Source organism: Solibacillus sp. FSL W8-0474, assembly GCF_038004065.1.
Classification (GTDB): Bacteria; Bacillota; Bacilli; order Bacillales_A; family Planococcaceae; genus Solibacillus; species Solibacillus faecavium.
This window is the reverse complement of record NZ_JBBOQJ010000002.1, coordinates 23864-42496: the sequence shown is the minus strand read 5'-3', so window position 1 is coordinate 42496 and position 18633 is coordinate 23864. Positions and strand designations below refer to the sequence as shown.

The 18633-nt window shown below is 39.5% G+C and carries 38 protein-coding genes; all 38 read left to right on the top strand.

Translation table 11 applies throughout. The annotated features are described in order from the left end of the window. The coding region (locus tag NYE67_RS20750) for a hypothetical protein (RefSeq protein ID WP_340731003.1) at positions 1-628 on the top strand (628 nt) is incomplete at its 5' end. Continuing rightward, positions 625-819 carry a hypothetical protein gene (locus NYE67_RS20745; RefSeq protein WP_340731002.1) on the top strand — a complete coding sequence of 65 codons (195 nt, stop codon included), beginning with the start codon at positions 625-627 and terminating at the stop codon, positions 817-819. The genes NYE67_RS20750 and NYE67_RS20745, both read left to right, overlap by 4 nt. Further along, positions 819-1085 carry a hypothetical protein gene (locus tag NYE67_RS20740; protein WP_340731001.1) on the top strand — a complete coding sequence of 89 codons (267 nt, stop codon included), beginning with the start codon at positions 819-821 and terminating at the stop codon, positions 1083-1085. The genes NYE67_RS20745 and NYE67_RS20740 overlap by 1 nt, the downstream gene beginning before the upstream one ends. Positions 1086-1194: 109 nt before the next feature. Next, positions 1195-1560: a hypothetical protein gene (locus tag NYE67_RS20735; protein ID WP_340731000.1), complete on the top strand. Its 366-nt coding sequence runs from the start codon at positions 1195-1197 to the stop codon at positions 1558-1560. Positions 1561-1572: 12 nt separating this feature from the next. Then, positions 1573-2328, top strand: a complete 756-nt coding sequence (locus NYE67_RS20730) for an N-acetylmuramoyl-L-alanine amidase family protein (protein WP_340730999.1) — start codon at positions 1573-1575, stop codon at positions 2326-2328. A gap of 21 nt (positions 2329-2349) precedes the next feature. Beyond that, positions 2350-2616 (top strand): phage holin family protein, encoded by a 267-nt coding sequence (locus NYE67_RS20725; protein ID WP_340730998.1) that lies wholly within the window; start codon positions 2350-2352, stop codon positions 2614-2616. Between the two features lie 116 nt (positions 2617-2732). Continuing rightward, entirely contained in the window at positions 2733-2882 is a 150-nt protein-coding gene (locus tag NYE67_RS20720) for a hypothetical protein (RefSeq protein WP_340730997.1), read from the top strand. Positions 2883-2979: 97 nt separating this feature from the next. After that, positions 2980-3540, top strand: a complete 561-nt coding sequence (locus NYE67_RS20715) for a hypothetical protein (RefSeq protein ID WP_340730996.1) — start codon at positions 2980-2982, stop codon at positions 3538-3540. A 3-nt stretch (positions 3541-3543) separates the two neighbouring features. Continuing rightward, positions 3544-3717 carry a hypothetical protein gene (locus NYE67_RS20710; protein ID WP_340730995.1) on the top strand — a complete coding sequence of 58 codons (174 nt, stop codon included), beginning with the start codon at positions 3544-3546 and terminating at the stop codon, positions 3715-3717. Beyond that, positions 3707-3940 carry a hypothetical protein gene (locus NYE67_RS20705; protein WP_340730994.1) on the top strand — a complete coding sequence of 78 codons (234 nt, stop codon included), beginning with the start codon at positions 3707-3709 and terminating at the stop codon, positions 3938-3940. The genes NYE67_RS20710 and NYE67_RS20705 overlap by 11 nt, the downstream gene beginning before the upstream one ends. After that, the gene (locus tag NYE67_RS20700) at positions 3921-4181 is read left to right on the top strand and encodes a hypothetical protein (RefSeq protein ID WP_340730993.1); all 261 of its coding nucleotides are present in this window, start codon (positions 3921-3923) and stop codon (positions 4179-4181) included. Before NYE67_RS20705 ends, NYE67_RS20700 begins: the two co-directional genes overlap by 20 nt. Beyond that, entirely contained in the window at positions 4162-4383 is a 222-nt protein-coding gene (locus NYE67_RS20695; RefSeq protein ID WP_340730992.1) for a hypothetical protein, read from the top strand. Before NYE67_RS20700 ends, NYE67_RS20695 begins: the two co-directional genes overlap by 20 nt. 4 nt (positions 4384-4387) lie before the next feature. Further along, a complete protein-coding gene (locus NYE67_RS20690) occupies positions 4388-4594 on the top strand; it encodes a hypothetical protein (protein ID WP_340730991.1) in 207 nt (68 codons plus the stop codon). A gap of 42 nt (positions 4595-4636) precedes the next feature. Then, the gene (locus NYE67_RS20685) at positions 4637-4807 is read left to right on the top strand and encodes a hypothetical protein (RefSeq protein WP_340730990.1); all 171 of its coding nucleotides are present in this window, start codon (positions 4637-4639) and stop codon (positions 4805-4807) included. 342 nt (positions 4808-5149) lie between these two features. Further along, the gene (locus tag NYE67_RS20680; RefSeq protein WP_340730989.1) at positions 5150-5986 is read left to right on the top strand and encodes a ParM/StbA family protein; all 837 of its coding nucleotides are present in this window, start codon (positions 5150-5152) and stop codon (positions 5984-5986) included. Beyond that, entirely contained in the window at positions 5983-6207 is a 225-nt protein-coding gene (locus NYE67_RS20675; protein ID WP_340730988.1) for a hypothetical protein, read from the top strand. Before NYE67_RS20680 ends, NYE67_RS20675 begins: the two co-directional genes overlap by 4 nt. A gap of 78 nt (positions 6208-6285) precedes the next feature. Next, positions 6286-6750, top strand: a complete 465-nt coding sequence (locus tag NYE67_RS20670; protein ID WP_340730987.1) for a hypothetical protein — start codon at positions 6286-6288, stop codon at positions 6748-6750. Further along, positions 6751-7338: a hypothetical protein gene (locus NYE67_RS20665; RefSeq protein ID WP_340730986.1), complete on the top strand. Its 588-nt coding sequence runs from the start codon at positions 6751-6753 to the stop codon at positions 7336-7338. 282 nt (positions 7339-7620) lie between these two features. Continuing rightward, a complete protein-coding gene (locus NYE67_RS20660; protein ID WP_340730985.1) occupies positions 7621-7782 on the top strand; it encodes a hypothetical protein in 162 nt (53 codons plus the stop codon). Positions 7783-7807: 25 nt separating this feature from the next. Further along, on the top strand, positions 7808-9124 hold the full coding sequence (locus tag NYE67_RS20655; protein WP_340730984.1) for a lambda-exonuclease family protein: 1317 nt from the start codon (positions 7808-7810) through the stop codon (positions 9122-9124). Position 9125: 1 nt separating this feature from the next. Then, on the top strand, positions 9126-9950 hold the full coding sequence (recT, locus tag NYE67_RS20650) for a recombination protein RecT (RefSeq protein WP_340730983.1): 825 nt from the start codon (positions 9126-9128) through the stop codon (positions 9948-9950). Next, a complete protein-coding gene (locus tag NYE67_RS20645; RefSeq protein WP_340730982.1) occupies positions 9940-10488 on the top strand; it encodes an NUMOD4 domain-containing protein in 549 nt (182 codons plus the stop codon). The genes recT and NYE67_RS20645 overlap by 11 nt, the downstream gene beginning before the upstream one ends. Next, positions 10481-11008, top strand: a complete 528-nt coding sequence (gene ssb, locus NYE67_RS20640; RefSeq protein WP_340730981.1) for a single-stranded DNA-binding protein — start codon at positions 10481-10483, stop codon at positions 11006-11008. Before NYE67_RS20645 ends, ssb begins: the two co-directional genes overlap by 8 nt. A gap of 57 nt (positions 11009-11065) precedes the next feature. Next, complete coding sequence (locus NYE67_RS20635; RefSeq protein ID WP_340730980.1) at positions 11066-11575, top strand: hypothetical protein; 510 nt, start codon at positions 11066-11068, stop codon at positions 11573-11575. Then, the gene (locus NYE67_RS20630; protein WP_340730979.1) at positions 11572-11865 is read left to right on the top strand and encodes a hypothetical protein; all 294 of its coding nucleotides are present in this window, start codon (positions 11572-11574) and stop codon (positions 11863-11865) included. The genes NYE67_RS20635 and NYE67_RS20630 overlap by 4 nt, the downstream gene beginning before the upstream one ends. Beyond that, positions 11866-12447 carry a hypothetical protein gene (locus NYE67_RS20625; protein ID WP_340730978.1) on the top strand — a complete coding sequence of 194 codons (582 nt, stop codon included), beginning with the start codon at positions 11866-11868 and terminating at the stop codon, positions 12445-12447. Further along, positions 12437-12613, top strand: a complete 177-nt coding sequence (locus NYE67_RS20620; RefSeq protein WP_340730977.1) for a DUF6011 domain-containing protein — start codon at positions 12437-12439, stop codon at positions 12611-12613. The genes NYE67_RS20625 and NYE67_RS20620 overlap by 11 nt, the downstream gene beginning before the upstream one ends. Then, a complete protein-coding gene (locus tag NYE67_RS20615; protein ID WP_340730976.1) occupies positions 12610-12885 on the top strand; it encodes a hypothetical protein in 276 nt (91 codons plus the stop codon). Before NYE67_RS20620 ends, NYE67_RS20615 begins: the two co-directional genes overlap by 4 nt. Positions 12886-12956: 71 nt before the next feature. Then, complete coding sequence (locus NYE67_RS20610; RefSeq protein ID WP_340730975.1) at positions 12957-13175, top strand: TM2 domain-containing protein; 219 nt, start codon at positions 12957-12959, stop codon at positions 13173-13175. 185 nt (positions 13176-13360) lie between these two features. Continuing rightward, positions 13361-13543 carry a helix-turn-helix transcriptional regulator gene (locus NYE67_RS20605; RefSeq protein ID WP_340730974.1) on the top strand — a complete coding sequence of 61 codons (183 nt, stop codon included), beginning with the start codon at positions 13361-13363 and terminating at the stop codon, positions 13541-13543. Positions 13544-13553: 10 nt separating this feature from the next. After that, entirely contained in the window at positions 13554-14369 is an 816-nt protein-coding gene (locus NYE67_RS20600; RefSeq protein WP_340730973.1) for a hypothetical protein, read from the top strand. A 4-nt stretch (positions 14370-14373) separates the two neighbouring features. Then, positions 14374-14730, top strand: a complete 357-nt coding sequence (locus NYE67_RS20595) for a replicative helicase loader/inhibitor (protein WP_340730972.1) — start codon at positions 14374-14376, stop codon at positions 14728-14730. A gap of 5 nt (positions 14731-14735) precedes the next feature. Further along, complete coding sequence (gene dnaB, locus NYE67_RS20590; protein ID WP_340730971.1) at positions 14736-16085, top strand: replicative DNA helicase; 1350 nt, start codon at positions 14736-14738, stop codon at positions 16083-16085. 174 nt (positions 16086-16259) lie between these two features. Next, on the top strand, positions 16260-16742 hold the full coding sequence (locus NYE67_RS20585) for an IDEAL domain-containing protein (RefSeq protein WP_340730970.1): 483 nt from the start codon (positions 16260-16262) through the stop codon (positions 16740-16742). 159 nt (positions 16743-16901) lie between these two features. Further along, the gene (locus NYE67_RS20580) at positions 16902-17075 is read left to right on the top strand and encodes a hypothetical protein (RefSeq protein WP_340730969.1); all 174 of its coding nucleotides are present in this window, start codon (positions 16902-16904) and stop codon (positions 17073-17075) included. Between the two features lie 72 nt (positions 17076-17147). Next, positions 17148-17453, top strand: a complete 306-nt coding sequence (locus NYE67_RS20575; RefSeq protein ID WP_340730968.1) for a hypothetical protein — start codon at positions 17148-17150, stop codon at positions 17451-17453. Then, positions 17440-18093, top strand: a complete 654-nt coding sequence (locus NYE67_RS20570; protein WP_340730967.1) for a dUTP diphosphatase — start codon at positions 17440-17442, stop codon at positions 18091-18093. The genes NYE67_RS20575 and NYE67_RS20570 overlap by 14 nt, the downstream gene beginning before the upstream one ends. Before the next feature lie 278 nt (positions 18094-18371). Then, on the top strand, positions 18372-18554 hold the full coding sequence (locus NYE67_RS20565; protein WP_340730966.1) for a hypothetical protein: 183 nt from the start codon (positions 18372-18374) through the stop codon (positions 18552-18554). Positions 18555-18633: the final 79 nt, after the last annotated feature.

Genomic DNA, 18633 nt, shown 5'->3' with positions numbered 1-18633 from the left:
CCGTACATTTTATGTAACATTAAACAGACCGGCAACAATAACAATTGATACATTTGCAACAACAAACGGATTAATTAACAATGATACGGTGACAGTTACCGGCAATGTAAGTGATCCGGATGGCAACCAAATAACGGTTTTATATTCCGTAAACGATGCAGCATTTACCGAAATTTACAACGGATTAAACGGCCAATTTACATTCAATTTCCCGGTTAAATTGTTAAACGTTGGAGCAAACACAATCAAAGTGAAAGCGGTGGATAGTTACAGCGCGGAAACAATCAAAACAATCACAATGAAAAAAGAAGAAAATCTTGTTACGTTAGCACGCGGAGAAAATCGTTACAAGGTAACGCCGCCAAATGGCCGGGCTAGAGGCCTTGTATTGTGGATAGAGCGGGATTCAACGTTAGAAGTAAAGGCGCGTATTTCGATGGTGAATGAAGGGCAGCCGGAAGTTTTCGAGGATATGGTATGGAACAGAACGGAAAACGTAAGCACAGGAATATTAGAGGATGAGTTTAAAATCCAAGTAGATGAGGCGAAAACAAAAATTTCGTTAATTGTCGAGGTTATCGGCGGTAACGGCGCAATTAGATTAATAAGTGGGGTGTTAGCAGAATGAGCGAGCCATTGATGATTAGGCCGAGATTACCCGGCGGAGGTTTTGGGGCGCCGGTGAAAGCATTTGATAAAGAAAAGACACCGCTCGAACTTTTACAAAAGGAAAATGAATCGTTAAAGCAGGAATTGGAAAGAACGGATAGAATGTTAATGGAGTTTATAGAACACATGATGAGCGGGGGCGGAATGTAATGGCGATTTATCCTTTTTTAGTAGCAGCATACACAAAAAACATATATTTTCATGGAAACAGGAAATTTTCAGGTATACCGGAAGAATACCATGAGCCGGTAAAGCAACAAGGGGCGAAAGACTACGATTATCAAGCAATCAATTTAGCATTCGAAAAGGGATATATTACCCAAGAGGAATTCGACGAAACATTGAATTATAAATACCCGGATGGAGTACCACCGATAGAGGAATTAGAAACATGGTCCGAGGAAAAAACAAAATAGTTATTAAAACCGGGGGTATTTTCCCCGGTTTTTTTGTTATATTATGGTTTTTACTGATAAATAAGGTATAATTTGCATATCAAATGCCGAAAGGGGGGGATTGAAAAATATGACACCAAGTGCAGGCATTAGCGAGGAGACAAAACAAATTTTGGTTTCGTTGGGCAGATTAGAGGAAAATATGAAGCATCTGACAAAAAAAATGGATGAGTTCGGCAAAGTATCCGACATGGCAACACAAACAGAACAAAGCGTTAAAAGTGCCCACAACCGCATTGATGATATTAAAGTTGATTTTGCAAAGGAATTATTGAAACAAGAAAAAGATTTTGATGCAAAAATGGCTACACAAAAGGAAACATTTACAGAATTAAAAAACAATATCGTATGGTTGCAACGCTCTGTTTTAACCGGATTTATTGGCGGCGGTATTGGTTTAATATTTTTCGCTATAAAATATTTTGTAGAAAACTAAGGAGGGTTACACATGAAAAGAATTGTATGGGACAAGGGCCATGGCGGTACAGATCCCGGCGCAGTTGGGAACGGATTGCAGGAAAAAAACCTCACTCATTCCATTGTTTCCTATGCCATGAACTATTTAGAGGCCAATTATACAGGGTTTGAGCAGCGCACAACGCGCACAGGGGATCAAACGTTGGAATTAAGCAAGCGGGATGATATGGCAAATGCATGGGGAGCGGATGCATTCATTAGCGCACATATTAACGCGGGAGGCGGTACAGGGTTTGAAACCTTTATTTTCAATGGTACGACTAACCCGGCAACCTCATCATTACAAAATTCAATACATGATGAAGTTTTAAAAGCAATGCGCAAAATCGATCCATCCGTTAAGGACCGAGGCAAAAAGCGTGCCAATTTTGCGGTGTTACGTACTACAAATATGCCGGCAGTATTAACAGAAACATTATTCATTGATACAGTAGCCGATGCCAACCATTTAAAGAGCGCCGCATTTTTAAAGGCAGTAGGTGAGGCACATGCCATTGGCGTTGCAAAATATTTAGGTTTAAAGGAATTGAAAAAAGTGGCCGAAAAACCGAAACCACAACCACAAAAGGAGCCGGTTGTTGATTGGGCGGCAACATCATGGGAAAAGGCACAAAAGAAAAAGGGGAAAGACGGTAAAACGTCAATTATGAATGGTCAAAACCCAAATGATCCGATCACGCGTAAACAAATGGCGGCGGTTTTAGATCGTTTAGGATTGCTAGACTAATAGAAGAACGGGGGAAATGTTTTGGATATTGTTGAGTTATTAGGGAAATACATTGTAACGGATGGTTTAATTTTAATCCCGGTTTTAGTGATTTTGGGAACGATGTTAAAAAGTACGCCAAAAATTTCCGATTGGATTATTCCATATATTTTATTGATTGTGGGCGTTGTATTAGCGTTGTTTTTACTAGGGTTTGATGTGTATGGGTTTATTCAAGGGGTTTTAATTTCCGGCGCGGCAGTATTTGCGCACCAATTGTATAAACAGAGCGCTAAAAAGCAAGAATAAAATATAATTTTCGCGGGATTGTTAGTTGATCCCGTATATTTTTTATATTGTATGTTTACAATGGTAACATAATGGTGTATAGTATGGATAACAAAGATTGGAAGGGAGGGAATAAAATGAGAATTAATGCCAAAACATGGGCGCAGTTAACAAAAGCGGAAAAAATTAAGTTATTAGAAATCGCGGTAGATCAAAATTGGATGGGGCGTTTATGGGGTATTTGCACAAAAAAACCGGCCAAATGCGGCGTACATTTGACCGATTGAGGGGTAAAAAAGCCGGAAACACAAAAGGCGATTAATGAGAACCGGCAACAGTATTTTATCACGCCGGGACATAATAAACAAATGGGGGTTTTTCACATTGAAAGTTGGCGAACGAATTTTTACCAATGAAGGAAAACCGGCAACCATCATTTATATAGCAGATCCAAGGGAGTTTTACCCGTTTGGATTAGAGTTGGATGAGCCGGATGAAAATGGCCATAAATATACGAGGATTGCAGCAAATGAAATAAGTACACAAATAGAGGAAATTGCGCCGAAAAATACGACATTAGAACAAAAGCCGTTGAAACGGTTTGTTGCAGAGGTTAACAAGCGGCGGATAGGTTACAACGTGGGCGAGCGGTTTATAGTAAGCGAAAGAGATCACAACAACTATTTCCATGTGTATTTGATGCAACGGCCGGACAATGGACCAATAGGATCATATATAACGGATTTTTTCAAAATTATTACACCGTTTGAAGAACATGCCATAGAACCACAGGAAACGGCCCAAATTGATCGAGTTAAGATTACGGTAACAAATATAAGGCCAAGCAACAAAAAACCAACAGCAGCCAAGGAAACCGGGAAAGAACGCAAAGAAAAGAGCGCGCCGGATGGCCAAATGGATATATTCGAATTTATGGAGGGGTAAACAGTGAATGAAAAAATTATGGTCAATCCAAAAATTGCAGAACTAATAAAAAAAGAATGGGGGTATTTGCCGGATCACATTTTAGTTAATGAGCATTTACCACATGAAAACAACGCATATGTAATAGATGTAAAAGCAATCGAAAAATTGTGTGGGAGGGGTAAACATGACAACTAATAATTTAATACAAGTCGCAACGTATAAAAGGACATACGATTTATTAGGCAAGTCGATCCGCGTATTTTTAAGAGATGGGGGGGATTTCCATTTTAAAGTAACAGGGGCAAGTGAAACAAGTATTGATGGGTACGATGAGGAACGTTTAAACTTAACTATTGATACGAAAGACATTGAATACATTATTGATAGGAGTTTAGATTATGAACGAGAAAATTATTGAGGCATTAAAAGAACATGAATACAAGCGAGTTTTCCCATTACAGACACAAATGAGCATGGCGGAACGTTGGGGAGTTGCGCGCCAAGTAGTTGCAAATTGGGCGCAGCGTCACGATGATTTCCCAAAAGAAATCGAGGGGTTAATTGTAAAAACGGCGAAAACGCCAAAAGTGTACGCATATGAGGATGTTTTAAAGTATGAACATAACAGGGGGTTAACGCATGGGCGAGGCGATGGATGAGATTTATAGGTTGGCACGTCACACAGTTTTAACTAATCCGGGTGCAAGATACATCATTTTATCAACGGCGGCATTTAGGCATTTGCGTAGTTTGGTAGAGGATAAGCATTTTTGGGTTAACTCGAAAAAACAATTGCTTTTCATGGGGAAAGAAATTGCGATTGTCGAGGATCACGATATTGTTATTGAAATAGGGGGTTGAATTAGTGGGAATTGAAGTATGTAAAGCGGCGGCGATCATAAAGCAGGGTTTAGATAAAAAGGATATGAACGGCGCAGAATATGGCGTTGCGGCACGATATGCACTTTATTATTTGGCGAATAGTTTCGGGAATGATATTAAAATAACCGAGGAAGTATTATTAAGTATATGTGACGAGGGATTTAAGTTAGCAAAGCAAATGGAAAGTTAATGAGCAATTGAACCAAATTGTATAGGAAAAGGGGAAAATTATATGAAAAGACATTATGCATTAATCAGTGTAACAGGTATTTCAGAGGATAAATTTCAAGAGTATTTAGCTGAATTTATTAACAAAATGCATCAAGAAAACAAACCTAATTTGGGTGCAACAGTTACGGGATTAAACGAAGAATACGGAAGAGAAATCGAAGAGGATTACTAAGTAATTCGAACAAACTACGTAGCAACTAAAATTTAAAAGCATTCAGCGCAATTATGCGCCGGGTGCTTTTTTTATCGCGCTTTATTAAAAATGTTACCAAATTCACATTTGGGAACATTATTTTGACATATTCATACAGAATAAAGAAATATTTAGCAATTTAAATACAGTATATAGGTATTTATAAACATATATCCAATTAATTAAAAAAATCCCAACAAAAATCGACAAAATCACGCATAAATTTTTGAATGGACCAATACATTGTTTATTACAACCGCAATAAAATTTTGGAGAGACGATCCTGATTTTATTGCCAATGAAATAAATGGAGGCGAAACGATGAAAAAAGTAATCGGCGTGGATGCAGGGGGCCATAAAGTGAAAATTGTGGGCGATGAGGGAGAACAATCTTTTTTATCCAATATTTGTGAGTATTTTGAGCGCAACGTTGATGAACAGCATGGCCCGGATGATATGGTTTGGAGTTATGGCAATCGCAAAGGGTTTGCCGGGACATTGGCAGCGCGTGAGGATGAATTTGGTGGCAATATGTTTGGAGATAGTAAAGCCCATGAGGATGCAAAAATAAGGATTTTGTTGGCGTTGCATCGTTATTGCAGCAATGGGGATGAAATTTATATTGTAACAGGGCAACCCATTGGGAAGCATAACCCGGATGAAAAACAAAAAATAAAAAATGCCTTAATAGGAACACATACTATAACAATCAATGATTACACTAAAAAACTACACATAAAAGGCGTTGAAGTAGCGCCGGAAGGATCGGCGGCGTATTGGTCCAATCCAATCCCAGGTGATGTAAAAGTATTAGACATTGGGAGCGGTACAGTGAACGCGGCAGCAATCCAAGACAAAAAACACATCAATAGTAAAAGCGGTACATTCAATTTTGGTGTGGAAACAGTGAACAATAAAGATTTCGAGGCCATGGCGCGGGGGATCATCCGTAATACGTCTAAAAAGTGGAGCAAGACCGATAATGTACTTATTTGTGGCGGTAGCGCGGAAATGATTGCAAAACATATTCAAGCGCATTATTCAAATGCACAGGTATTACAACCACAATTAAGGATCAATACGAGCATTAAAATGTTACATCCGGTATACGCCAACGCAGTAGGCTTTTATTATTTGGCAAAAGGGGTGTTTAAATGACAAATACCGATGCCCGGAAATGCAAAACGGTTAGTTTTGATAAAGAGGATGTATTCGAGGCCGATTTATTAGCGTTTGCCGAGAGTAAAGGGAAATTTAGTAAGTATATTAAACGATTGATCCAAAAGGATAGAGAGGGTATTCCCGCCATTGTGATGCAGCAACAGGAAACAATTAGCGTTTATGAGCCGGATGAAAACGAGTTGGCTTCATTTTTGTAATATAATGCTCGTTTTTGCCAAAAACGGTAGGGGAGAGCGACCAAGCGACCACACGACCACACGACCATGGGCTATTAAATGGGTGGGGCTATTATTGAAGAAAGGGGAAAGCGGTTGAAACCGACAAAAACTATATTTAACAATCAAATTAACCCGGTAAACAGGACAGTTAAACCCACCGGGACAACCGAAAGAAAAAAACGTTCCGATGCAAAGCGAGATATAAAAGTAAAATTATCCGAAATGGAAAAGAAAATTTTACAACGTTTGGCCATGAAACGTGGGATCGAATTGACCGCCATGGCATCGGAAATTGTTGAAAGCCAATTGATGGATTTAGAACAGGATTTCATTAATTATGAGTACGATGAAAATGGTAAGTTTGTCCACGTCTTATTAAACGAGGAATATTTTGAAGTTATCCAAAATTTAAGTATTGAATGGGATATTTCCATTAGAAAGACAGCGTTTAAGTTAATTAAAAATCACATTACCAAGGTTTCCGGCGGGTTTGTCATACATGATTATAGGAGGAATTTATAAATGATTTATTCCCAAATGGATGTTATGGGCATCGAACGTTATTTAATTAATAAACGCAATGAAAAGCGCGGATTTTTTAAACGGAATACAAATAGTATTGTGACACAAAGAAACCCATATTATACGTTTAAGTTTTATGTACCGAAAGACATATTCATTAGAGCCGTTTCGTTTTGTGATCGCGTTTCGGATCAAATAGAGGAAGAATTTGGGCCGGAGGATTTAGCGCGGGTATTGTATGATGATTTTTTAGAGTTTCTTGATCGGGAATATGATTATCGGATGATATACAGACAGTTAGAAGGGCGCTACCTATCGCCGGCAGCAAATTATCATTATACGGATGATGAAGTTAGAAACGGCGTTTATTTTAGCGAGATACGCGGGTTTGAATTAATTAAAACAACATTGCAGCATAAAACCGCGTTGCGTGGTGAACTACTATTAGAGGATATGAACGAGGAATACCCGGATCATACATTTACATTAGAAGGGATTTTGGAGATGGTGTTTTGTGATTTCATCGAAAAATGCAAACATTCCCTAATCGATAGACCAATTGACAAAATAATACAATACGTACTATAATTACCTCACCACAATAGCACGCGGAAACGTGCGAAACCTATCCCTTAATTGGGTGTATAATTCCTAAGTTTTAAATTTTACCCGGATAACCCGGGTTTTTTTGTGCCCAAAATATCGAGATGAAACCCATGCCATTATTGGTGTGGGTTTTTCTGTTGTCAGTAAACTATTAAACCGATGTTCGATTTCTATTAATTAATTTACTAAATTGCTAAAATATGTATTTACTTTTATATCATCATAGGATAATATGAGATTAGGAAATAGAGAAGGAGTGAAAAAATGACGTTATTACAAGTGAATGCAGCAATTAAACCGGAATTAAAAAAACGGTTGCAGCGTTATTGTTTTGAAGAAGAACAAAAACAATATGTTGTTATTGCGGTAGCTATTGAGGAATTTTTAACAAAACATGGGTACACGCAAGAGGCCGAGGAAGAATAAAAAATAGTTTTACAGGAGGGGTAAAATGGCGAGGTTAATAGCAAATACGGCGAACATGAACGAGGTTGAATGGTTGGAGTTGCGTACTAAAGGAATTGGCGGTTCCGATGCATCGGCGGTGGCAGGTGCTAACAAATATGCATCCCCGGTGATGGTATACATGGATAAAATCGGGATGTATAAACCGGACAAACCGGACAACGTAAAAGAGGCGGCAAGATTTGGCAACGTATTGGAGCCCATCGTTCGTGACGAATTTAAAAGGCGAATAAATGAGGAACGAGCAGAACAAGGATTAAAACCTTTAAAAGTGGTACATCGGAAAGCATTGTTTGCACATGATGAACATGATTTCATGCGTACAAACCTAGACGGGATTGTTTACGATCCGATTTTAGGAAAAGGCGTATTCGAGGCAAAAACAGCACATTACATGTTACGGGATGAATGGGATGGCGAGGATGTACCGAACCAATATTACATCCAGGTACAACATAACATGGCGGTTATGGGTTATCAATTTGCATATTTAGCCGTTTTAATCGGCGGCAATACTTATAAACATTATTACATCGAACGGGACCAAGAATTTATCGATTACTTAATAATGATTGAAAAGAATTTTTGGGAAAATCACGTATTACAACGGATTCCGCCGGCGTTTAGTGGGCATGACGAGGAAAAGAAAATGTTGAATGAACAATACCCGGATAGTGAACAACGAGAGGGCTATATAGTGAATTTGCCAAACAATTGCATTCAAATTGTGGAACAAATAGACGCATATAAAAGCGTTATAAAAGTAATGCAGGAAAATCAAACAGCACTCGAAAACGAGTTAAAAGCAACATTAGGAACAACGGAAATGGCGTTTGCCGGATCGCATAAGGTTACATGGAAAACCGCAGTTAATGGCAATAGAACATTGCGCATTAAATTGGATTCCCAAGAGGAGCGTAACAAGTTTTACGAACGTTTGTTAAAGAATGTTCACGGTGAAATTAAAACGATTACCAAGGAATACGAAACAATTGAAAAAGAATTGTCCAAGCAACGCAAAGCCGATGAAAAAGCGCGCAAAGATGCGGAAAAAGCAGCAGAAAAAGCACTAAAAGCCGCTCAAAAGGAATTGAAAGCATTGGAGAAAGCGGCCATTGCAGCAGCTAAGAAAACCGAAACGCCGGACATTGTACCGGAATTTGTAATCATCGAAAAAAGCATTTTAGACAGCTACGATAGTGATTCAGAAAAGTTATCGTGTTTAGAGGCGGCAGGCGTGGACAATTGGCCGGGCTATGATGATGCAATGGAAATGATGAATAACGAAAGTGAGGAAAACTAAAATGACAACAAGCAAAGCAGAGCAATTGAAAAACCAAATTGCGCAAACAGCTACACAAACACCGGCACAACAAAAACCATTAACGCCATCGCAGCAGGTTGGGGCGTATCTTGAAAAAATGATGCCGGCAATCCAAGCGGTATTACCTAAACACGTAACGGCGGATCGAATGAGCCGTATTGCATTAAATGTTATTCGTACTAATCCCAAATTGTTAGAGTGTGACATTAACTCACTTATGGGATCGGTTATGGAAAGCGCTAAATTAGGACTAGAACCGGGATTGATGGGACAAGCGTATTTAATACCATTTAAAAATAACAAGACTAATACAACGGAATGTCAATTTTTAATTGGTTACAAGGGGTTAATTGATTTAGTACGCCGATCCGGGCAAGTATCAACTATTGAAGCACGCGTTGTTTATGAAAACGATGTATTCGAGTTTGAATATGGGTTGGATGATAAATTGATACACAAACCAACATTGACTGATAAAGGCGCACCAATTGCCTATTATGCCGTTTGTAAGTTAAAAGATGGTGGATCATCGTTTATTGTTATGAGCCATCAAGAAATGCTGCAATACCGTGATAAATACGCAAAATCTAAAAATTTCGGCCCGTGGGTGTCTGAATTTGAGGCCATGGCAAAGAAAACAACATTACGCCAATTGATCAAATATCTACCGATTAGTGTTGAATTTTTAGGCGTTAACGATGAAGCGAGTGGTATAGAAGTGCATCGGGAATTAGAAAATTCTCAAATGGTAGATGGAGGCTTCATCCCTACTATTGATGGGGAGACGGGCGAACTTGTTAAATAATGAAGTTTGGAAAGATGTTGCAGGTTACGAAAACCTTTATATGGTTTCCGATACCGGTAGAGTGTTTTCGAAAAAGAGCGGCGTTGTATTAAAAACGCCGCTAGATAGATACGGTTATCAAAAAGTCTCTTTGTACTCAAATAAAAAGTACAAATACACCACAGTACACCGATTAGTAGCTAAAGCCTTTATTCCAAACCCGGATAATAAAGAAACTGTAAATCACAAAGACGGAAATAAAACAAATAACCACGTTTCTAATTTGGAGTGGGCGACAAGTGGAGAAAACACAAGACACGCGCATAAAAATGGATTGATAGATTACACGGGAGATTCAAGGAGAAAAGGCGTTAGAATTAAACACGAATTACAGAAAAAGAAAATTGAAGTAACGGACTTAAAAACGGGTGTTTCCGAAGTGTTTAATAGTATGAAAGGGGCGGCAGATAGTATTGGGCAACACTCAAAATACTTTAGCGACATTTTAAGGAGAGGCCGTAGCAAAAAATACAAAGTGAGGTTACTAAATAATGATTAATCGAGTTGTATTAGTGGGCCGGTTAACGAAAGATCCCGAACTACGCTATACACCATCCGGCGTACCAATGGCGCGGTTTACTATTGCAGTAAACCGCACGTTTACCGGGCAAAGCGGTGAACGTGAGGCCGATTTCATAGGATGCATAGCATGGCGAAAACAAGCGGAAAACCTAGCTAATTTCATGAAAAAAGGATCATTAATTGGGGTTGAGGGGCGCATACAAACGGGATCATTTGAGGGGCAGGATGGAAAGCGTGTATATACAACGGATGTTATCGCGGATGCCGTACAATTTTTGGAGCCAAGAGGCAACCGGGAGGGCGATGGACAAGCGACACAAACGCCGGGTGAACAATATACGCAGCAATACCAACAAACCCAACAACATGGGCAGCAAACGCAGCAGCAACAACCGGCGCAAAATCAAAGCAATCAATCATATACACGCGTGGAACAAGATCCATTTGCAAACAGTAAGGGGCCTATTGAAGTTTCGGAAGATGATTTGCCTTTCTGAAAAGCAACAAACCGGGGTTAAACCCGGTTTTATTTTAACCATAAGGGGGAAATTTTGGTGTTTATTCAAACAAAAGTATTTGATCCTGAATTATTTGGGAAAGCGGTTGTAGTAGAGGGTGCGACAAGGTTAGGCGGAATTGATTACAATGTGGGCGGCGTGTATATCATTTCAGAGGTAGACGGTGCAAGAATCCGGTTATTAGGCGTAGTAGAAAAACATCATTTACACATGTCAGATTTTGAAAACAAACGAGTGAAAATGCACATTTTAGGGGTAGAAAAGCCGGAAACACAACAGCAACGCGAGCCAAAAAGATTTATTTCTCGTAGAGTGAGAGAACAGGAAGAAAGGCAGCTAGACAACGAATATTTGGAGTACATTTTACGCCACAACAAAAAGCCAATGGAATTAAACGAAATCATTGAAAGGATGCGCCGTAAAGGGCGGAACCATTGGAACAACAAAAACGGGAGCGGGTTTATGAAAATGGCTATTAAAGACGGTTATAGAATAGTACGCATTGGACATGGGATATATTCATATAACGGGGGGCAAAACGGATGAAATTTTTAGATAAAGTACTTTCATTTTTCAGAAAACCGGCAGCAGTTGAAGAAGTGGCCAAGGGATTTGAACAAGCCTATCAAAAACAACAACAGGACAAGGAAATGGCTGCATTGTTGGATTGGGTGGAGCATGACAAACCGCGAACGATTGCCGGTGTTAATGCCCCGGCGATATGGTTTGATGAAATTGAGGTTAAAACGCCAAATTACAATAAAAGTTTGGCTATCAAAAAATACAAAACCCAAAAGAAAAATTGGGCACATTGGAAGAAAAGAGGGAATAGGTAAATGTTGGATTTTATTGGATCAATTATATTTCTTGTTATTTTTATTGTAATGATTGTATTGAGTGTAAAGGAGCATAAAACAAAGAAAAAGCAGCATGAGGAACTAATTGCAGCTAAAAACGATTTGCGAGAAACGTATATTAAAATGATTGTGGCATTGGATAACTTAAAAATTGATACGGTGGAGTATAACAGCATTAAAAGATGGGTTGGATCGTTGTTGGATCAATTGGCGGAACATAGCGAGAAAATGGATGATTTCACAACCCAAATGAACGACATAACGAAACCTAGTTTTATTATCAAAGACGTTGAGATTGATATTGAAGCGGCACATATACCGAAAACCGGCGTATTTTCATTCCCGGAAAATGCAACAATCGAAATGGTTAACACTGATTTATTACAACGGATGAAGGAATTAGTTGCAGTCCAAGGGATGCCCGGCAATTGGGATCAAGATGAATACATGCGCGGTATGTACAACGGTATGGAATTAATGTTAGCAACAGCAGAGCAACGGGAGCCGGTTTTTAAAGATCCCCAGGACATAGGAAAGGGAGCGGATAACGATGAACAATGAAACCGTTGAAGAAAAATATTGCGGGCGTTGCAACAGAAAATTGAAATCAGAAAAAAGCCGGGAAACCGGTTTTGGGCCTGTATGTAAAAAGAAACATGATTTAGAAAAAGTAACCGTTGTCGAGGAAATCGGGGAAAATTTGGATAAGGATGGTGGAACGGAATGAGATATTTCGAATTTTTAGATCCGTATTATGCATTAATACAAGCGGAATTTGAAGGCGAGGCCGTACAAGAATACACGGACACAGTATCCGGCGATGAAAAAGATCACGAAACTTTAATGCTAGAAATAAAGGAAGTGCCGGAGTATTACGCCGCAGCAAGGTTAAGCCGTGGCAAAGGTGAAAACGGGGAATTAATGGAACTTGATGAGGTGCTAGATATTTTGAAAAGTAATAAAAAACAAGTGTTATTAATGGATGGATCATTAATTTAGTAACCACGTTTATCATTTTATTACATTGGAAAGCATAAAATAAACCATTAAATGAAAAGGGGTAAAACATTATGAAAAATAAAGGCGTAGCAATCTTATTGGCGTTATTTTTAGGCGGTTTCGGAGCGCATAAGTTCTATTTAGGGAAATCCGGGCAAGGTATTATGTACTTACTATTTTTTTGGACATTCGTACCAGGCTTGTTAGCGCTCATTGATTTGATCCGATACATCGTAACGGATGAGACGAAATGGAACGAGGAATATAATGCAGCGTTTTTAGTTAAATAATCGATCCCCGGTGTAATAGCCGGGGTTTTTTTATTTGCCTTTTTTTACATAAAAGGTGGGCAATTTACCAATGTATTATATATTAATGAAAAATATACCAAAAAGTTATAGACAAGATAAGGACATCTATGATAGATTATGGATAGGAAATATAGATTTAGAGATTCCAAATATAGGAGGTTACTATGAATACAGCAGTTAACAATCTATTATCAAAGCAACAATTAGCAGAGCACTTACAAGTAAGCGTTACGACAATTGATAGATGGAGAAAACAAGGATTGCCATGTACACGCGTAGGCGTTAAATTAATCCGGTTTGATTTATCAGAGGTAACGGAATGGCTAGAAAAACGAGCGGCGGATTGAGGGGAGGCCCATGCAAGGGTGGATAAAAGATTTCCGGCAGGAGTTGGACAGTGATATTTGGGCGATGCCGCCGATTTATCATAGGGTTTGGCAATACATTAAGTACATGGCGAACCACAATGATAATACAATCCCTATGAGAGATGGCAGCAAATTGGAAATCAAGAGGGGGCAACATTTAACAAGTGTTCGGACAATTGCAGGCAAAGTTGGATGGTATGAGCGCGGAATATACAAAGAACCTAATCCAAAAACGATCCAATCGGTACTAGATTGGTTAGAACAAAGTAACATGATTTACACAGATAAAAGTAACAGGAAATATACGCTCATAACCGTTGTGAATTGGGACATTTACCAAGGTGACGATATTGTTAAAGTAACAGAAAGTAACAGTGGTGAGGTAACGAAAAAGAAACAGTCGGCGGATATAAACAAGAATGAAAAGAATGAAAAGAATCTTTCAAAAGACTATACCGAACAAATTAAAAATTTGTTGTCTCGTTACAGTGACATTTCTGATTTTATTAACATCAATAAACAGTATTGGGATGTTATAAGGGAAACGCGGGCAAACGGTAAAGTCGCTCCAAGTGTTATTTATAACACTATGACAAAATGGGTGAAATACGATCCTATCGTTGTTTATTACGCGATTAAAACCCATACAGAGGCCCATGCAGGGAAGAAAGAGGCCTACACGATTGGCATAATGCGCGGAACGACTAAAGACGATGCAGAGGACAAGTTAAACCAACCGCGTCAACTAGCGATTGGACAACCTATAAAACAAGGCGGCTTTTTAGATTTAAATTTAGAGGGGTGAGGAAGTGGACAAAAAACAAACGGCAGTCATTTTAGAAATCATCGCAACGATGTACCAGAACAAATTCAAAGTTGATAACAAACAGTTATTACTAGATTTGTGGTTTGATACGCTGAAAGAATACGATTTCGAGGCGATAAGTGAAAATCTAAAAGCGTATTACAAACAAAATAAATTCCCGCCAAGTGTAGCGGATTTACTACACGTTACCGAAAAGCGGGATCGCGCATTGCCGACAATTGAACAAACCAACCAATTGTTATTGGGTTATGAACAAGCGAAACAAGATAAGGCAGATCCGCAACAAGTAGCGGCAGCATTGAAAGAGATGCGGAAAACGTTAGGTATTGAGAGGGGTTAAAGAGCATGAACCAGGCGGAAATATATGGAGAATTGGCATCTAACGAGGCGGAACAGTCAGTAATTGGCGGTATATTGTTAGAACCTGAAATTTTGAAAGATTGCACATTGCAACCACAGCATTTTTATTACTCACGTCATAGGGAGTTAATGAGCATCTTTCGTAAATTAGAACAAACGAACGTAACTATTGATATTGTAGCCATTGCCGAAACAGCAGGGGCGCAGGGATTAGAACAAATTGGCGGTTTGACCTATCTCATGGAATTAGCGGGAGCGATCCCAAGCGTTGCAAATTTTAAATATTACCAAGGCGTTGTATTAGAGTATTACGAAAAGCGGGAGCAATTCGAAATTGCACGCCGTATGATGCAAGATACAACGATGAAAGAGCCGGGAGAGATCCGGAAAGATGCAATTGAGGCACTCACAAAATTGGATGAGTTACAAACTGATGATGAGGATGATGATGGGCACATTAGTAAAGTTTTAATTCGTCTATATGATTGGATGGAACAAGACCACGGCGAAATTACGGGAGCGCCAACGGGTTTTAAAAATTTAGATGAAATGTTGAGTGGATTGCAGCGCCAAGAATTAGTAATCATTGGAGCGCGGCCATCGATGGGGAAAACCGCATTTGCAAACAACATATTGGAAAATTATACATCCGGGGATAACTCGCAAAAGAAACGCGGCGTTGGGGCAATGTTTAGTTTGGAGATGCCGGATGAAAAAATTGCACAACGGATGCTATCGAGTACAGGGAATATTGATGCGCAGGCAATGCGGAATCCCATGGGCAATTTCAATGCAAATGATTGGGCGAAAACAACAGTTGCCATGGCGAAAATGAGTAACAACCCTTTATATCTATATGACAAACCCGCGCAGGATATTAATTTTATACGCCGCAAATTACGATATTTAACGCGTAAACATCCGGGAGAACATATTGTTGCCGTTATTGACTATTTGCAACTAGTTGTTGGCCATCCTAAACATGCAGGGAACCGAACGCAGGAAATTAGCGGAATTAGCCGGGAATTAAAACAAATTGCACGTGAATTGGATTGTACTGTTATTGCATTATCGCAGTTGAGCCGACAAGTGGAACAACGACAAGACAAACGGCCAATGATGAGCGATTTGCGGGAATCCGGGCAAATTGAGCAGGATGCGGATGTTATAGGCTTTTTATATCGCGATGAATACTACAATGCCGAAAGCGAGGCGAAAGGAATAACCGAGGTTATCATTGCCAAGCAACGAAACGGCCCAATTGGGACAGTATCATTAGCATTTGCGAAAGAGTATAACAAGTTCCTCAATCTTGAATGGGGAGGCCAAAAATAATGGACAAGCAGCAAAGAAAGCCGACAATGTCAGAAATACACCGATGGGCAAGGGAGCAATCCTATTTGCCGCCGGTGCATAACATCATAGTTGCGAGAACCGAAACAATGAAGGATCACAGGAATTCCAGGAAACGAGATGAACCACAAAGATAATGGGATAAGGGGGATTATTATGGCGATATGTTCAATGTGTAACGATACGGGGCGCATGTTAGTTCTTGAAAGGTTTTGTACTTGCACCATCGGAAAAGTACAACAACGAGTAGCAAGAGGCGCAGCAAGAGCGGAACGTTTGAAAGAGCAGGAAAAAAAGCAGAAAACAGAAAAGGCGAAAAGATCGGAACAAGTGGCATTATTCCCGGAAGAACCTAAAAAAGAACGGGAGCCATTTGAATTGTATGATTGGGTGGAAATTACTAAGAACGGACCACACAAAGGCATGATTTGCCGCGTTACAGATATTCAAAAGCATCATAAACGTGTTTGTATTCAAGGGAAAGGGATACTAGGTTGGGCTTATTACAACGATGTTAAGTTGGCCGCTATCTCAAAGAAAGATGATAAGGACATTAAATCATTGATTGATTTAGCATTGTCAACAAAGGACAAAGCCTGGTTTGAAGAGTTAACCGGTGAATTGGAGACAATTAAATAATTTGGGGAAAAGATTGGGGATAGGGTGGATAAATAAGACAACCGCTCAAAACACAACAAATTGCTCACGTACGAGGTTTTTGTCTACAGATAGGGAAAAGTACCAAAATCAAATAAAAATCCAATGTGAGCAATCCTCAAAAGAATTAAGGGGTGTATTATGACGAATGAAAGCGTGGGATCAATTGAAAGAAAATTGATTGAAAAGTTAATAAAAGAAAACGAACAACTCAAAGAGGCATCGGAATTTTGGCGTTTGAAATATTTACGAGAAATAGGCGCAAAAGATCGAAAGGGGGAAATGAGGGGTGAGGTTGAGCGAAAAGGCGATTGATAGAATTTGGTATTTAATAGTGTTTAGCATTATTGGGTTTGGTTTGGGGACCGCGATTGCGGAGTTGATTAAATGATTTTTAACAGGGGTTTCATGTGCAAGCATTGCGGGCCAATTAAAACGGCAGCTAAAAAGGCAGCAACCAAGGCTATGCCGGCCCGCCATGTTTGTACTGAATGTGGTGAGAATGTAACGCCATGGGAAAGGCCTGTTAACGAGAGAGCCGGGCGTTGTAACAATTGCGCCAATGCATCGTTTACATCGGCGTATGTGAAACGGCAAATGCTACGTTGCTGCAAAAAATGCGGTGAAGTTATCAATATTGATAAAAATTGCGAAATTGTGAGAAAAGGAGATTTAAAACATGCAGTTAAATAAATTATACGAAATCCAAGCAGGGTTAAAAGCACACATCGATTACAAGGGGGAGGATAAATTCAGTCGCATGATGTTGGCCATGATCGTTGAATTTGGCGAATGCGCGAACGAATGGCAGCAATTCAAGTATTGGAAAAAGAACAATGAGCCGAGAACGAAAGTTGAAGTGGAATGTTCATGTTGCTTAGGTACAACAGATGAAAATTATGAGATGGTCCAAGAGGATGCAGAGGGTAACGGCGGCCATGAGTACATCCAATGTAGCGAATGCCATGGTACAGGCATTGAGGGTTATAAAAACTCATTGTTAGAGGAATATGTTGACGGGTTGCATTTCATTTTAGAGGCCGGGATTGATTTGGTGGAGTTGGGATTAATGAACGTGTTACCAAGTAGTATTCATCCAATTTTCAGACCGGTAGAGCCGGATATTACAAAGCAATTCAAACAAGTTGTATGGAATGCAATGCAATTGGATGTTGATGCAATAAACAAAACGAACAGCGCGGCAGCGTACCAAAGATTATTTGGCGAGTACGTAGCATTGGGGTACATGCTAGGATTTAGCGAGGATCAAATTGAAAATGCATACATGGAAAAGAACAAGGAAAACCACGAAAGACAGCAACGAAACTACTAAATTTAATTGTCCGGGTTGCGGTTGCGAGATGATTCCAACCGCGCCGGATCATTGGGGTTGCAGCATATGCGGTGTATACGTAGAGCAATTAACAATTTTCAACATAGAAACGGCAAAAGGGGACCAATAAAAAAAGGCGGAGGCGTTGAGATGAAAAGGCGAAAAGTGAGTTTGGTGGGCAAATGTGTAGAGTGCAAGGGGTACAAAGAGCCGTATTACAAGTATTATTGCGAAAAGTGTTATCGTAAAATCTTAATCGAAAAGTTGGAGGGGGAGCAATGAAAATATTATATGCATGGAAGGTTATAACAGCACATAGCAAAGATGAATTTGATATGGCAGTTTTAGATTTCGTGGTTGAACAACAGGATGCAGGGTATGAAGTGACAACGCAATTCACGCCGATAATGCAGCCAAACGGGAAACCGCTATACATGGCATATTTAGAGGCCCGCCAATGAAAAAGCCTAGATTAAGAGACAACATCATTGCAGCGCGTAGCCAAATGGATTTGACGGATCAAGAAATGTCTAAACATTT

Excerpts from the sequence above, each read along its gene's own strand:
- NYE67_RS20745 (WP_340731002.1), top strand. The coding sequence starts at position 625 with ATGAGCGAGCCATTGATGATTAGGCCGAGATTACCCGGCGGAGGTTTT.
- NYE67_RS20740 (WP_340731001.1), top strand. The coding sequence starts at position 819 with ATGGCGATTTATCCTTTTTTAGTAGCAGCATACACAAAAAACATATAT.
- NYE67_RS20735 (WP_340731000.1), top strand. The coding sequence starts at position 1,195 with ATGACACCAAGTGCAGGCATTAGCGAGGAGACAAAACAAATTTTGGTT.
- NYE67_RS20730 (WP_340730999.1), top strand. The coding sequence starts at position 1,573 with ATGAAAAGAATTGTATGGGACAAGGGCCATGGCGGTACAGATCCCGGC.
- NYE67_RS20720 (WP_340730997.1), top strand. The coding sequence starts at position 2,733 with ATGAGAATTAATGCCAAAACATGGGCGCAGTTAACAAAAGCGGAAAAA.
- NYE67_RS20705 (WP_340730994.1), top strand. The coding sequence starts at position 3,707 with ATGACAACTAATAATTTAATACAAGTCGCAACGTATAAAAGGACATAC.
- NYE67_RS20700 (WP_340730993.1), top strand. The coding sequence starts at position 3,921 with ATGAACGAGAAAATTATTGAGGCATTAAAAGAACATGAATACAAGCGA.
- NYE67_RS20695 (WP_340730992.1), top strand. The coding sequence starts at position 4,162 with ATGGGCGAGGCGATGGATGAGATTTATAGGTTGGCACGTCACACAGTT.
- NYE67_RS20685 (WP_340730990.1), top strand. The coding sequence starts at position 4,637 with ATGAAAAGACATTATGCATTAATCAGTGTAACAGGTATTTCAGAGGAT.
- NYE67_RS20680 (WP_340730989.1), top strand. The coding sequence starts at position 5,150 with ATGAAAAAAGTAATCGGCGTGGATGCAGGGGGCCATAAAGTGAAAATT.
- NYE67_RS20675 (WP_340730988.1), top strand. The coding sequence starts at position 5,983 with ATGACAAATACCGATGCCCGGAAATGCAAAACGGTTAGTTTTGATAAA.
- NYE67_RS20670 (WP_340730987.1), top strand. The coding sequence starts at position 6,286 with ATGGGTGGGGCTATTATTGAAGAAAGGGGAAAGCGGTTGAAACCGACA.
- NYE67_RS20665 (WP_340730986.1), top strand. The coding sequence starts at position 6,751 with ATGATTTATTCCCAAATGGATGTTATGGGCATCGAACGTTATTTAATT.
- NYE67_RS20660 (WP_340730985.1), top strand. The coding sequence starts at position 7,621 with ATGACGTTATTACAAGTGAATGCAGCAATTAAACCGGAATTAAAAAAA.
- NYE67_RS20655 (WP_340730984.1), top strand. The coding sequence starts at position 7,808 with ATGGCGAGGTTAATAGCAAATACGGCGAACATGAACGAGGTTGAATGG.
- recT (WP_340730983.1), top strand. The coding sequence starts at position 9,126 with ATGACAACAAGCAAAGCAGAGCAATTGAAAAACCAAATTGCGCAAACA.
- ssb (WP_340730981.1), top strand. The coding sequence starts at position 10,481 with ATGATTAATCGAGTTGTATTAGTGGGCCGGTTAACGAAAGATCCCGAA.
- NYE67_RS20630 (WP_340730979.1), top strand. The coding sequence starts at position 11,572 with ATGAAATTTTTAGATAAAGTACTTTCATTTTTCAGAAAACCGGCAGCA.
- NYE67_RS20625 (WP_340730978.1), top strand. The coding sequence starts at position 11,866 with ATGTTGGATTTTATTGGATCAATTATATTTCTTGTTATTTTTATTGTA.
- NYE67_RS20620 (WP_340730977.1), top strand. The coding sequence starts at position 12,437 with ATGAACAATGAAACCGTTGAAGAAAAATATTGCGGGCGTTGCAACAGA.
- NYE67_RS20615 (WP_340730976.1), top strand. The coding sequence starts at position 12,610 with ATGAGATATTTCGAATTTTTAGATCCGTATTATGCATTAATACAAGCG.
- NYE67_RS20610 (WP_340730975.1), top strand. The coding sequence starts at position 12,957 with ATGAAAAATAAAGGCGTAGCAATCTTATTGGCGTTATTTTTAGGCGGT.
- NYE67_RS20605 (WP_340730974.1), top strand. The coding sequence starts at position 13,361 with ATGAATACAGCAGTTAACAATCTATTATCAAAGCAACAATTAGCAGAG.
- NYE67_RS20600 (WP_340730973.1), top strand. The coding sequence starts at position 13,554 with ATGCAAGGGTGGATAAAAGATTTCCGGCAGGAGTTGGACAGTGATATT.
- dnaB (WP_340730971.1), top strand. The coding sequence starts at position 14,736 with ATGAACCAGGCGGAAATATATGGAGAATTGGCATCTAACGAGGCGGAA.
- NYE67_RS20585 (WP_340730970.1), top strand. The coding sequence starts at position 16,260 with ATGGCGATATGTTCAATGTGTAACGATACGGGGCGCATGTTAGTTCTT.
- NYE67_RS20580 (WP_340730969.1), top strand. The coding sequence starts at position 16,902 with ATGACGAATGAAAGCGTGGGATCAATTGAAAGAAAATTGATTGAAAAG.
- NYE67_RS20575 (WP_340730968.1), top strand. The coding sequence starts at position 17,148 with ATGATTTTTAACAGGGGTTTCATGTGCAAGCATTGCGGGCCAATTAAA.
- NYE67_RS20570 (WP_340730967.1), top strand. The coding sequence starts at position 17,440 with ATGCAGTTAAATAAATTATACGAAATCCAAGCAGGGTTAAAAGCACAC.
- NYE67_RS20565 (WP_340730966.1), top strand. The coding sequence starts at position 18,372 with ATGAAAATATTATATGCATGGAAGGTTATAACAGCACATAGCAAAGAT.